This window comes from Kitasatospora dryopteridis (assembly GCF_050749075.1).
Classification (GTDB): Bacteria; Actinomycetota; Actinomycetes; order Streptomycetales; family Streptomycetaceae; genus Kitasatospora.
In genome coordinates this window covers 5,519,710-5,532,352 of sequence record NZ_CP192749.1, presented here as the reverse complement: position 1 = coordinate 5,532,352, position 12,643 = coordinate 5,519,710, and the positions used below count along the sequence as shown (strand labels likewise).

The window sequence follows — 12,643 nt, the reverse complement described above, 5'->3', positions numbered from 1 at the left end:
CCATGGCACTTCTCCACGCACCCCGGCCGGCGGCGCTGCGCCGCAAGCGCCGCCGGGAGGCGGGCCGCACCCTCGCCTTCCTCTCCCCCTGGCTGATCGGCTTCGGGCTGTTCTTCGCCTACCCGCTGGTCTCGACCGTCTACTTCTCCTTCATGAGGTACGACGGCTTCACCGCCCCGACCTTCACCGGCCTGAAGAACTGGACCTACCTCTTCCAGCACTACCCGTTCTTCTGGCAGGGCCTGCGCAACACCCTGTGGCTGGTGGCCGTCATGGTCACCCTGCGGGTCGCCTTCGGCCTCGGCATCGGCCTGCTGATCACCAAGGTGAAGACCGGCGGCGGGTTCTTCCGCACCGCCTTCTACCTGCCCTACCTGGCCCCGCCGGTGGCCGCCACCATGGCCTTCGCCTTCCTGCTCAACCCCGGCACCGGCCCGGTCAACCACCTGCTCGGCGACCTCGGTCTGCCGCAGCCCGGCTGGTTCACCGACCCCGACTGGTCCAAGCCCGCGCTGACCCTGCTCGCCCTGTGGGGCATCGGCGACCTCATGGTGATCTTCATGGCGGCGCTGCTCGACGTGCCGAAGGAGCAGTACGAGGCGGCCGAGCTCGACGGCGCCGGACCCTGGCAGCGGTTCCGCTTCGTCACCCTGCCGAACATCACCCCGATCGTGCTGTTCGCCGTGGTCACCGGGGTCATCCAGACCATGCAGTACTACACCCAGGCGATCGTCGCCGGGAAGGTCGCCAGCGGCGTGATCGGCGGCTCCGGCCAGCAGTTCGAGCCCGGCTACCCGCACGGCTCCACCTGGACGCTGCCGCAGATGGTCTACAACCTGGGCTTCCAGCGCTTCGACACCGGCACCGCCTGCGCCGCCGCCCTCGTCCTGTTCGCGATCTCGACGGCCTTCACCGCGCTGCTGCTGCGCCGCGGCTCCGGCCTGGTGGAGGACTGAGCCATGACACTCTCCACCGCCCTGCCGCTGCCCGCCGGCGCCCGTACGGCCGCCGCACGCACCGCCCGCCGCCGCGCCGCCCTCGAGTGGATCGCCGTGCACTCGCTGGCGATCGCCGCCGCCCTGTTCTTCCTGCTGCCCTTCGTCTTCGTGCTGCTCACCTCGGTGATGAGCGACCGCCAGGCGCTCACCTCCGAGCTGTGGCCGACGAGTTGGCACTGGGAGAACTACGTCCAGGTCTGGCGCACCCCCGGCTTCCTCACCTGGTGGCGCAACAGCCTGCTGTACGCGGGCGCCGGCACCCTGCTCACCGTCTTCTCCAGCCTCCCCGTGGCGTACGCACTGGCCAAGTTCCGCTTCCGCGGCCGACGGCTCGCCCTGATGGCGGTGGTCTCGATGATGATGCTGCCGCCGCAGGTCACCGTGATCCCGATGTACCTGTTCTGGGCCAAGCAGCTCCACCTCACCGGCTCGCTCTGGCCGCTGATCGTGCCGATGGCCCTCGGCGACGCCTTCTCGATCTTCCTGCTGCGGCAGTTCCTGCTCACCGTGCCGAACGAGTACCTGGAGGCCGCCCGGATCGACGGCTGCGGCGACGTCCGCACCCTGCTGCGGGTGGTACTGCCGATGGCCCGGCCCGCGATCGCCGCGGTCGCACTCTTCCAGTTCTTCTACTGCTGGAACGACTACTTCGGCCCGCAGATCTACGCGAGCGAGAACCCGGGCGCCTGGACGCTCAGTTACGGCCTGGAGTCCTTCAAGGGCGCCCACCACACCGACTGGAACCTCACCATGGCGGCGACCCTGCTGGTGATGGCTCCGGTGATCATCCTCTTCTTCTTCGCACAGAAGGCCTTCATCGAAGGCGTGACACTGACAGGGGTCAAGGGCTGATGTCCGCATTGAAGTTGGCAATCGTCGGCGGCGGTTCCACCTACACACCCGAGCTGATCGACGGCTTCGCCCGGCTGCGGGACACCCTGCCGATCGGCGAACTCGTCCTGGTCGACCCGGCCGCCGACCGGCTGGAGCTGATCGCCGGCCTCGCCCGGCGGATCTTCGCCCGGCAGGGCCACGACGCCCGGGTCACCACCGCGTCCGAGGTCGCCGCCGGGGTGCAGGGCGCCGACGCCGTCCTGCTGCAGCTGCGGGTCGGCGGCCAGGCCGCCCGCAACGAGGACGAGACCTGGCCGCTGGAGTGCGGCTGCGTCGGCCAGGAGACCACCGGCGCAGGCGGATTGGCCAAGGCACTGCGCACCGTCCCGGTGGTGCTGGACATCGCCGAGACCGTCCGCCGGGCCAACCCGGACGCCTGGATCGTCGACTTCACCAACCCCGTCGGCATCGTCACCCGCGCCCTGCAGACCGCCGGCCACAAGGCCGTCGGCCTGTGCAACGTCGCGATCGGCTTCCAGCGGAAGTTCGCCGCCCACCTCGCCGTCGAGCCCGAGCGCATCCGGCTCGACCACGTCGGCCTCAACCACCTCACCTGGGAGCGCGGCGTCACCCTGCTCGACGCCCCCGGCGCGGCCACCGGCCGCGAGGTGCTGCCCGAACTCCTCGCCGGCCACGGCGAGGCGATCGCCGCCGACCTCCACCTGCCGCTCGACGTGATCCGCCGGCTCGGTGTCGTGCCCTCCTACTACCTGCGCTACTTCTACCAGCACGACCTGGTGGTCGAGGAGCTGAAGGAGAAGGGCTCGCGGGCCGCCGAGGTCGCCGCGATCGAACGGCAGCTGCTGGAGATGTACGCCGACCCTGCTCTGGACACCAAGCCGGAACTGCTCGGCAAGCGCGGCGGCGCCTTCTACTCCGAGGCCGCCGTCCAGCTGATCGCCGCCCTGCTCGGCACCGGCGGCGCCGCCGGCGTCCAGGTGGTCAACACCCGCAACGACGGCATCCTGCCCTTCCTGCCCGACGACGCGGTGATCGAGGTACCCGCCGAGGTCGACCCGCAGGGCGTGCGCCCGCTGCCGCAGCGCCCGGTCGAGCCGCTGTACGCGGGCCTGATCGCCGCCGTCACCGCGTACGAGCACCTGGCGCTGGAGGCGGCCCTCAAGGGCGGCCGCGACCGGGTCTTCGACGCCCTGCTGGCCCACCCGCTGGTCGGCCAGATCGACCTCGCGGACCGGCTCGCCGACCGGCTGATCGCCCACAACCGCGCCCACCTCGGCTGGGCGTGACCCGACGATGACCGCCTCGCACCACCCCCGGGGGAACCGATGAACCGCCAGCACGACGCCCGGCTCCCCGGCGTCCTCGCCATCGACGCCGGGAACAGCAAGACCGACGTGGCACTGGTCGCCACCGACGGCACGGTGCTCGGCACCGCCCGCGGCGGCGGCTTCCAACCGCAGCTCGACGGCGCCGACGAGGCGATCGGCGCACTCGCCCCGCTCGTCGAATCGGTCACCGCACAGGCCGGGTCGAGACCCGGCACCCCGGTGGCCGCCCACGTCTCGGCCTGCCTCGCCAACGCCGACCTGCCGGTCGAGGAGGAGCGGCTGCTGGCCGCCGTCGAGGCCCGCGGCTGGGGCACCACCGCAGCCGTCGCCAACGACACCTTCGGCCTGCTGCGGGCCGGCACCGACGGCCCGCGCGGCGTCGCCGTGGTCTGCGGCGCGGGCATCAACTGCGTCGGCCTGCTGCCGGACGGCCGCACCGCGCGCTTCCCCGCCCTCGGCCGGCTCACCGGCGACTGGGGCGGCGGCGGCGGGCTGGCCGCCGAGGCGATGTGGCACGCCACCCGGGCCGAGGACGGCCGCGGCGAGGCCACCGAGCTGGCCGCCGCGATCGGCGGCCACTTCGGGCTGGCCTCCGCCACGGCCGTCGCCGAGGCGGTGCACCTCGGCGGGCTCGCCCCCGAGCGGCTGCACGAGATCGTCCCGCTGCTGTTCGCCGCCGCGGGGGCCGGCGACCCGGTCGCGCTCGGCCTGGTCGACCGGCAGGCCGACGAGATCGTCCGCTTCGCGGTGGTCGCGCTGCGGCGGCTCGGCCTGCTGGACGAGCCCGCCCCGGTGGTGCTCGGCGGCGGGGTGCTGGCCGCCCGGCTGCCGCTGCTCGTCGACAACGTGACGGCCCGCCTGGCCGCCGCCGCCCCGCTCGCCGAACCACGCATCGTCGCCGCACCGCCGGTACTCGGCGCCGCCCTGCTCGGCCTCGACCGGATCGGCGCCGGCGCGCAGGCCCAGCTGCGGCTGCGCGCAGCGTACGAACCCGAGCACTCGGCGGCAGCCTGACTGTGTTTTCGCCCGCTCGCCTCCGGGCGCTGTGCTGTCGCCCGCTCGCCTCCGGGGCCGGGGTGGCGGCGCAGCCCCTCCGGACACCCGCTGCCGTCCCCGTGGTCCGCACACCACGGGGGCGGCGGCGGGCCGCTGCCACCGGCCAGGCGGACGGCGGGTTAAGTCCTGGTCAAGAATTCGGCCCGACAGGTTTGTGCGTTGATACGGCGGTCCGACGACCGCTACGCTCCCGGCTTCGTACCTGCGCCCGTCCACGGGGCGCACACCCGATCCCCAGGGGGCAACGCCAGATGGCGATCCGCAAGTCCACCATGCAGGAGCAGGTCGCCGAGGCGATCGCCGCGATCGAGCCGAACGACCGGCCCGTCGTGACCTTCCACACCGTCACCGGCCCCAGCCCGTGGCTGATGAGCCAGCTCGGCCTGATCGGCCAGCTGTTCGTGAAGTACTACTTCGTCACCCTCACCGAGCGGGTCGTCGTGGTGCACCGCGCCTCGCGGATGAGCAACCGCCCGCAGGAGCTGGTGCACGTGGTGCCGCTGGAGCAGGCGCGCACCCTGATCACCGAGGTGAAGCGGGCCACCCTGTGGAGCTCGATGCGCTTCCACTTCCCCAACGAGGAGAAGCCGACCCGCCTGAACGTCGCCCGCTACTGGCGCACCGAGCTGGACCAGTTCGTGCCCGCGCTGACCGGCGTGCAGATCTCCGGCTGAGCAGCAGCCCGCACAGGCCGGAGGCCGGGACCGCTGCGGTCCCGGCCTCCGGCCGTGTCGCACCCCCCATGTGCCGGTCGGTCTTAGAGCCGCTCGTCCGCCCAGACGGCGAGGATCTTGGCGCAGGCGTCCACCGACTCCCGCCAGGTGCGGGCGGCGCCGTCGTCGGCCTCGTCGCTGACGTGCTTCACCAGCCGCACCGGCACTCCGGCCCGGCGGGCGACGGTGGCCAGCGCGTAGCCCTCCATGTCGACCAGGTCGGCCTGGAGCGCCAGCCGCTCGCGGGCCTGCGGGTCGGAGACGAAGAGGTCGCCGGTGGCGAGGGTCGGGCCGACGCCGTCGGTGAGGGTGATGGCGTCGCCGTAGGTGCGGCCGGTGAGTTCGCGCAGCACCGGGGTGTCGATGTCGTGCTGCAGCACCCGGGCGATCTCGTGGGTGGTGCCGGCGAGGCCGGGGCGCAGGGCGCCCGCGGTGCCCAGGTTGACCACCTCCGCGGGGCGCGGGCCCTGGGCCAGCACGGTGGCCAGCGCGGCGGTGGCGATGCCGGTGAGCAGCACCGGAAGGCGCTCGCCGAGGTGGGCCGCCTCCTCCCGGACGGCGACGACGATCAGCGGACGGTCCGGGGTGATGGTGCCGAGCAGACGCATGGCGCCCATGCTACGGGCGCCTCCGGACCCTCCCTGCGGGCGGTGCGACCGGGCCGCGTAGGGTGCCGGTGGCCCGGGGCCCTTCACGGCACGCACACAGAACGTCCGTGTTCGGCCCGGATCGGGCCCTTTGGCGCAACCTCAAGATCGGCACAACTCGCGTGTGGCCGTCACATCCGGCGGCCATACTGCTGGCATCGGGGGTCCCCCGGCCCGGACGGGCCGCGGGAGACAGGGGAGGGGTGGGGCGGGTGAAAAAAAAAAAAAAAAAAAAAAAAAAAAAAAAAAAAAAAAAAAAAAAAAAAAAAAAAAAAAAAAAAAAAAAAAAAAATTGATCTTCCCGATGCCGGTGAGCAGCACCGGAAGGCGCTCGCCGAGGTGGGCCGCCTCCTCCCGGACGGCGACGACGATCAGCGGACGGTCCGGGGTGATGGTGCCGAGCAGACGCATGGCGCCCATGCTACGGGCGCCTCCGGACCCTCCCTGCGGGCGGTGCGACCGGGCCGCGTAGGGTGCCGGTGGCCCGGGGCCCTTCACGGCACGCACACAGAACGTCCGTGTTCGGCCCGGATCGGGCCCTTTGGCGCAACCTCAAGATCGGCACAACTCGCGTGTGGCCGTCACATCCGGCGGCCATACTGCTGGCATCGGGGGTCCCCCGGCCCGGACGGGCCGCGGGGGACACAGGGGGAGGGGTGGGGCGGGTGACGGGACCGGCGGTCATCGAAGGGACGGCGCCGTCGCCGGGCGCTCGCGGCTCGGCGGCACGGCTGCCCGGGCTGCAGGACGCCGGCGAGCGGCTGGCCGAGCTGCGGCGCGCAGTGGGCACACCGCCGGGCCGGCTCCGGCTGGCCGGCGCCGCACTGGTCGCCCTGGTGCTGCTGTTCGGGGGGACAGCGGCCCGGCAGTCCGACACCCGGGCCACCGCCACCGACCAGGTGGTCGAGCACAGCCAGCCGCTCAGCCGGGACGCCGCCGAGATCTACCGCTCGCTCGCCGACGCCGACACCACCGCCGCGAGCGGCTTCCTGCTCGCCGGCGACGAGCCCGCCGAGCTGCGCAAGCGGTACGAGGAGGACCTCGCCACCGCCGGCGAACTGCTGACCCGGGCCGCGGCCCGGACGACCGCCAGCTCCGAGGCGCAGCGCTTCATCGCCCAGCTGAACCGCCAACTGCCGCAGTACGCGGGCCTGGTGGAGACCGCTCGGGCCGACAACCGGCTGGGCCTGCCGCTCGGCGGCGCCTATCTGCGGTACGCCTCGGGGCTGATGCAGAACACCATGCTCCCGGCCGCGCAGCAGCTGGTCGCGGCGGAGTCGGACCGGCTGGACGAGGACTTCGACGCCGCCGAGTCGGTGCCGTGGGCGGCGGTGCTGCTGGGCCTGGCCGCGCTGGCGGCCCTCGGCGCGTACCAGGTGCAGCTGTTCCGCCGCACCAACCGGGTGTTCAACCCGGGGCTGGTGGCGGCCTCGGCGGCGGTGGCGGCGGCCACCCTGTGGCTGACGGTCGGCGGCATGGTGGCGTCCGGGTCGCTGGAGGCCGGGCGCAGCCACGGTGCGGAGCCGCTGCGGGTGCTGGGCCAGGCGCGGACGGAGGCGCTGCAGGCCCGTGCCGCGGAGAACCTCAACCTGGTGGCCCGCGGGGCGAGCGACAGCTACACCAAGCGCTGGCAGGCGGTCAGCGAGGCGCTCGGCGGCAAGCACGCCGAGGGCGGCGGCCGTACCGGGACGGGCACGCTGGTGCGGGCGGCGGACCTCGCGCCCACGGGCGAGGCCGAGCGCCGGCTCGCCGAGGCCCGCAAGCAGTTCTCCGCCTGGGACGGCAGGCACGACGCGGCGGCCGCGAGCGACCGGGCCGGCGACTACGAGGCCGCGCTGCGGGCCACCGTGGCGGTCGGCTCGGACGCCACGACCGAGGCCGCGTGGGCGGCGATGGACCGCGAGCTGGCCGCGGCCGGCAAGGCGGAGCAGGCCCGCTTCACCTCGGAGACCTCCGGGGTGGCGGGCGGGTACGAGGTGCTCGCCGTGGGCGCGGCGGTGCTGGCCGTGCTGGCTGCGGCGGGGATCGTCAGGGGCATCGGCCGCCGGCTGGCCGAGTACCGGTGAGAGGGCGGGGGATGACGGTGCGCACGATGACGGGCCGTACGGTGCGGCGGAGGACGGCGGCCGGTGCGGCCGCGGCGGCGCTCGCGGTGGCCGCGGGGGTGCTCGGCACCGGCGGCGGTGCAGGCGGCAGCGCGGACGGCGGGGCGGCGGCGGTGCAGGCGGCCCCGGCGGCAGCGGCCGCCCCGGCGCTGGCGCCGGCCGCGGACTGCGACGTGAAGAAGAGCGCCGCACCGGCCGAGGACCCGAACGGGCCGACGATCCGGCGCATCCGGCAGCGCGGCTCACTGGTCGTCGGCGTCGACCAGAACAGCTTCAACTGGGGCTTCCGCAACCCGCGGACGGGCCGGATCGAAGGCTTCGACATCGACCTCGCCCGGGCCGTCGCCGCCTCGGTGCTCGGCGACCCGGAGAAGATCACCTTCCGGACGGTGCCGACCGCGCGCCGGATCGAGGCGGTCAAGAACGGCGAGGTCGACCTGATCACCCGCACCATGACCATCACCTGCGAGCGGCTGAAGGAGGTCGCGTTCTCCGCGCCGTACTTCCGCACCGGCCAGCAGGTGGTGGTGCCGCGGGCGGCGAAGGTGACCTCGCTCGCCCAGGCGTTCAGGGGGCGGCGGGCCTGCGTGGCCGCGCAGTCCTCGTCCGAGGCGGAGCTGAAGCGCGACGCCCGCGGCACCAGCGGGGTCCGGGTGGTGGAGAACCAGCTGGACTGCCTGGTGCTGATGCAGCTCGGCCAGGTGGACACCACGCTCACCGACGGCTCGCTGGCCGCGGCCCAGGCCGCCCAGGACCCGACCGTGCAGGTGCTCGACGAGGCCATCTCGGACGCCTACATGGGCGTCGCCGTCAACAAGTCCGCACCCGATCTGGTGGCCTGGGTGAACCAGGTGCTGGTGGAGTACCGCTCCGGTGGGGGGTGGCAGCAGAGCTACACGCGCTGGCTGGCGCCCACCATGGGTGCCTCGCCCGCCCAGTACCTGCCGTAGTCTCGTCACCCCGTCACCCGTCGTCCCGTCACCCGAGGCACCGTCACCGCAGGCCGCCGCCGCAGCGCAGCGGTGCCCGCACCGGGGCCGGGCGACCCCACCGGAGAGGAAGGACCGTTGGCAGGAACTGCCGGCCCGGCGATGAGCCGGGAGGAGGTGGACCGCGCACTCGCGCGGCTGGGAGCCGAGCGCGACGCCGTGGAGGCGGCGCTGCTGGACCTGCAGGACCATCCGGGCCGTCGGCTGCTGGAGGGGGCAGCCCTCACCGGGCGCACCCTGGAGCGCTGGTCCGTCGCCGGGCAGGGCCTGTCGGTGCTGTGGGCGCTGTTCGACCGCTACTCGGAGGCGCTGGCCTCGGCGCGCGCCGTCCGCTCGCGCCGCAACCGCCCCGGCTCCGCGGAGCTGGCCGAGCTCAGCGAGCTGCTCGGCGGCGCCTCGGTCACCGTCTCCGGCGGGCAGCTGCCGGACGGCGGCGCCCGGCTCGGTGCGCCCGCCCGGCTGGTCGAGCAGGTCAGCCTGGCCGAGCTGCTGGAGCGGATGAACGCCTGGTACGCGACCGTGCTCGAGGTGGCGGCGGCCGCGGACGCGGTCTGGTCGGCGCTGCCCGCGCGGATCGACCTGCTGCTGGCCGAGCTGCACCGGGTGCAGATGCTGGCGCTGTCGGTCGGGGTGCGGCCGGGCGGCCACCCGCTGGCCGACGACCTGGCCGGCCTGGCCGAGGACCTGGCGGCGCAGCGCGCCGAGGTGGTCGCCGACCCGCTGTCGCTGTGGCGGCCGGCCCGGGTGCCGGCCCAGCGTGCGGAGGGTGCCCCGCCGGGGCCGACGGCGGCCGGGACGGCGGGGGTGGTCGACACCTCGCGCTTCGACCGGGCGGGCCGGGCGCTGGACGACGTCCGGGTGGAGCTGGAGGGGCTGCTGCGGCTGCGCGACGAGTCGCACGAGCGGCTGCAGCAGGTCGCCGACCTGCTGCAGCGCGCGGACGCCACGCTGGCCGAGGCCCGCCGGGCGCGCGGCGAGGTGCTGGCGAAGATCGCGGCGACCGAGGTGCCGGCCGTGCCCGGTCCTGCGTCCGCGCTGCGCGAGCGGATCGGGCTGGCGGTGGAGCTGCAGCACGGCGGCCAGTGGCACCGGCTGGGCCCTCTGCTGGACGCCCTGGAGGACGCGGCCGCCAAGGAGCTCGGCCGGGCGCGGCACTCGCTGACCGAGGTGGCCCAGCCGCTGGCCGTCCGGGCCGAGCTGCGGGGGCGGCTGGAGGCGTACAAGGCGATGGCCGCCCGGCTCGGGATCACCGAGGACCCGGAGGTCGTCGAGCGGTTCGAGAAGGCGCGCTGGCTGTTGTGGAGCGCGCCCTGCGACCTGCGCGCCGCCGCGGAGGCGGTCGCGCGCTTCCAGCAGGCGGTGCGCCCGGCGCCGGCGCTTCCGCCCGCGCCGAGGGTTGCGGACGACGGGAACGGGCAGGACGAACAGGCCCCGGCGGTGCAGGACGGCCGGCCGGTGCGGGACGCTCAGGGGGGCGGCGAATCCGATGGGTGAGACGTGCACGCGGCCGGAGTGCTCCGGCAGCGGAGTGATCGACGCCGACGGCTACTGCGACGAGTGCGGGCTGGCCGCGGCACCGGCGGCCAAGGGCGGTTCCGCGGCGGGGGCCGCTGGGGCGGCGCCGGCCGGTCCGGCCCGGTGCACCCGGGACTGCCCGGGCACCATCGACGCCGACGGCTACTGCGACGAGTGCGGGCTGGCCGCCGAAGCGGGCGCCCGGACGGCGCCGCACGTGCCCTCGGCCCGGGTCTCCCCCGACTCGGCGCGCTCCGCGCAGGTGCGCACCGGCTCCTCGGTGTCGGCGCGGACGATGTCCGGCCGCTCCCGCTCGCACCGCTCCACCCGGACGGGCAGCGGGCGCTCGGTCTCGGTGCGCAGCAGCCGCGGCACGGGCGGCACCGGGCGGCGCGGCAACCTCGGCGCCGGCCTGGTGACGGTGCCGGCCGTGCCGCGGCCCGACCCGGCCGCGGCCGTGCTGGACAACCCGGAGGTGCCGGAGCGCAAGCGGTTCTGCTCCAAGTGCGACGCGCCGGTCGGCCGGTCGAAGGACGACGTCCCGGGCCGCCCGGAGGGCTTCTGCACCAAGTGCGGCACGCCGTACTCGTTCACCCCCAAGCTGCGCCGCGGCGACCTGGTCGGCGGCCAGTACGAGGTGGTGGGCTGCCTGGCGCACGGCGGGCTCGGCTGGATCTACCTCGCGATCGACCGCCGGGTCAACGACAAGTGGGTGGTCCTCAAGGGCCTGCTGGACACCGGTGACGAGGACGCGCTGGCGGTCGCCCTCGCCGAGCGCCGCTTCCTGGCCGAGGTCGACCACCCGAACATCGTCCGCATCATCAACTTCGCCGAGCACCCGGACCTGCGCACCGGCTCCACCGACGGCTACATCGTGATGGAGTACGTCGGCGGCAAGTCGCTCAAGGACATCGCCAACGAGCGCCGCACCCCGGACGGCGGGCGCGACCCGCTGCCGGTGGAGCAGGCGATCGCGTACGCGCTGGAGGCGCTGCCCGCGCTCGGCCACCTGCACGCCCGCGGCCTGGTGTACTGCGACTTCAAGATCGACAACGTGATCCAGAGCGAGGACTCGCTCAAGATCATCGACATGGGCGCCGTCCGCCGCTTCGACGACGACGGCCCGATCTACGGCACCGTCGGCTACCAGGCGCCCGAGATCGCCACCGACGGGCCGACGCCCGCCTCCGACCTCTACACCGTCGCCCGCACCCTGGCCGTGCTCAGCATCGACTTCCGCGGCTACGCCACCACCCACCGGCACGAGCTCCCCGGACCCGACGAGGTGCCGCTGTTCGCGCAGTACGAGTCGTACTACCGGCTGCTCGTCCGGGCCACCGACCCCGACCCGGCCCGCCGCTTCGGCTCCGCCGAGGAGATGGCCGACCAGCTCACCGGCGTGCTGCGCGAGGTCCTCGCCCTCCAGGACGGCCGGCCCCGGCCCGCCCTGTCCACCCTCTTCGGGCCCGAGGTCCGGGTCGTGGACACCGAACTCGCCGGCGGTCCGCTGGATGCGGCCGCCGCCGCACTCGCGCTGCCCGTCCCGCGCGTCGACACCGCCGACCCCAACGCCGGCTTCCTCGCCGCACTCGCCGGCACCGCCCCCGGCGAGGCCCTCGCCGCCCTCGCCACCGCACCCGCCCCCTCGCTCGAACTGCGCCTGCGGGCCCTGCGCGCCCACCTGGAGCTCGGCGACCCGGCCACCGCCGCCGGCGAACTCGACGGCATCGAGAAGGACCACCCCGGGGACTGGCGGGTCGTCTGGTACCGCGGCCTCACCGCCCTTGCCGAGGGCAGGGCCCAGGCCGCCGCCGAGGCCTTCGACGCGCTCTACGACGCCTTCCCGGGCGAGCCCGCCCCCAAGCTGGCCCTCGCGGTCTGCGCCGAACTGCTCGGCAACCTCGAGGACGCCACCGAGTTCCACCGCCTGGTCGCCACCACCGACCGCACCTACGTCGGCGCCTCCTTCGGCCTGGCCCGCGTCAGGCTCGCCGCCGACGACCGGACGGGCGCGGTCGACGCCCTGGAGGCGGTCCCGGAGTCCTCCGCGCACCACACCGCGGCCCGGATCGCCGCCGTCCGCGCCCGGCTGCGCGGCCGCCCGGCGACCGACCCGCTCGGCCCGGACCTCACCCGCTGCTCCGAACAGCTCGCCGCGCTCGGCCTCGACGCCCGGCGGCGCGAGGAGCTCGCCGTCGAGGTGCTGGACGCCGCCCTCGGCTGGGTCGTCGCGGGCCGACCGGGCGCCGCCGCGAACACCGCGGGGGCCGCCGCGGACCCGACCCGCGAAGTGCTCGGACATCCTGCGGAGGAACGGGAACTGCGCTTCGCCCTGGAGCACTCCTACCGGGTGTTGGCACGGTTGTCCGACCGTGCCGAGAAGAGGATCGAGATGGTGGAGCGGGCCAACCGGGCCCGCCCACGGACGTGGGTGTGA

At 74.4% G+C, this 12,643-nt stretch carries 11 protein-coding genes; 9 read left to right on the top strand and 2 right to left on the bottom strand.

Annotated features, from left to right (window positions below; translation table 11 throughout):
- Positions 1–2: 2 nt before the first annotated feature.
- From ACQ614_RS24970 to ACQ614_RS24950, 5 genes are all read left to right on the top strand, one after another.
- Positions 3–956 carry a carbohydrate ABC transporter permease gene (locus ACQ614_RS24970; RefSeq protein ID WP_431680898.1) on the top strand — a complete coding sequence of 318 codons (954 nt, stop codon included), beginning with the start codon at positions 3–5 and terminating at the stop codon, positions 954–956.
- Positions 957–959: 3 nt separating this feature from the next.
- Complete coding sequence (locus ACQ614_RS24965; RefSeq protein WP_431680897.1) at positions 960–1,850, top strand: carbohydrate ABC transporter permease; 891 nt, start codon at positions 960–962, stop codon at positions 1,848–1,850.
- A gap of 8 nt (positions 1,851–1,858) precedes the next feature.
- Positions 1,859–3,139 (top strand): 6-phospho-beta-glucosidase, encoded by a 1,281-nt coding sequence (locus ACQ614_RS24960; RefSeq protein ID WP_431684015.1) that lies wholly within the window; start codon positions 1,859–1,861, stop codon positions 3,137–3,139.
- Between the two features lie 39 nt (positions 3,140–3,178).
- Positions 3,179–4,195, top strand: a complete 1,017-nt coding sequence (locus ACQ614_RS24955) for an N-acetylglucosamine kinase (protein ID WP_431680896.1) — start codon at positions 3,179–3,181, stop codon at positions 4,193–4,195.
- Positions 4,196–4,488: 293 nt separating this feature from the next.
- The gene (locus ACQ614_RS24950) at positions 4,489–4,911 is read left to right on the top strand and encodes a hypothetical protein (protein ID WP_431680895.1); all 423 of its coding nucleotides are present in this window, start codon (positions 4,489–4,491) and stop codon (positions 4,909–4,911) included.
- A gap of 83 nt (positions 4,912–4,994) precedes the next feature.
- On the opposite strand, the gene ACQ614_RS24945 is transcribed toward ACQ614_RS24950, so the two are convergent.
- Together ACQ614_RS24945 and ACQ614_RS24940 are read right to left on the bottom strand one after the other, a co-directional pair.
- Entirely contained in the window at positions 4,995–5,558 is a 564-nt protein-coding gene (locus tag ACQ614_RS24945; RefSeq protein ID WP_431680893.1) for a nucleosidase, read from the bottom strand.
- Positions 5,559–5,699: 141 nt separating this feature from the next.
- Positions 5,700–6,008, bottom strand: a complete 309-nt coding sequence (locus ACQ614_RS24940) for a hypothetical protein (protein WP_431680892.1) — start codon at positions 6,006–6,008, stop codon at positions 5,700–5,702.
- A 254-nt stretch (positions 6,009–6,262) separates the two neighbouring features.
- Here ACQ614_RS24940 and ACQ614_RS24935 point away from each other — a divergent pair, with 254 nt between their 5' ends.
- The 4 genes from ACQ614_RS24935 to ACQ614_RS24920 all read left to right on the top strand — a co-directional run bounded on the left by ACQ614_RS24935 (position 6,263) and on the right by ACQ614_RS24920 (position 12,643).
- The gene (locus ACQ614_RS24935; RefSeq protein WP_431680891.1) at positions 6,263–7,663 is read left to right on the top strand and encodes a hypothetical protein; all 1,401 of its coding nucleotides are present in this window, start codon (positions 6,263–6,265) and stop codon (positions 7,661–7,663) included.
- A 26-nt stretch (positions 7,664–7,689) separates the two neighbouring features.
- Positions 7,690–8,652, top strand: a complete 963-nt coding sequence (locus ACQ614_RS24930) for a glutamate ABC transporter substrate-binding protein (protein WP_431680890.1) — start codon at positions 7,690–7,692, stop codon at positions 8,650–8,652.
- A 141-nt stretch (positions 8,653–8,793) separates the two neighbouring features.
- Positions 8,794–10,185, top strand: a complete 1,392-nt coding sequence (locus ACQ614_RS24925; protein WP_431684014.1) for a hypothetical protein — start codon at positions 8,794–8,796, stop codon at positions 10,183–10,185.
- Positions 10,178–12,643: a tetratricopeptide repeat protein gene (locus tag ACQ614_RS24920; protein ID WP_431680889.1), complete on the top strand. Its 2,466-nt coding sequence runs from the start codon at positions 10,178–10,180 to the stop codon at positions 12,641–12,643. Before ACQ614_RS24925 ends, ACQ614_RS24920 begins: the two co-directional genes overlap by 8 nt.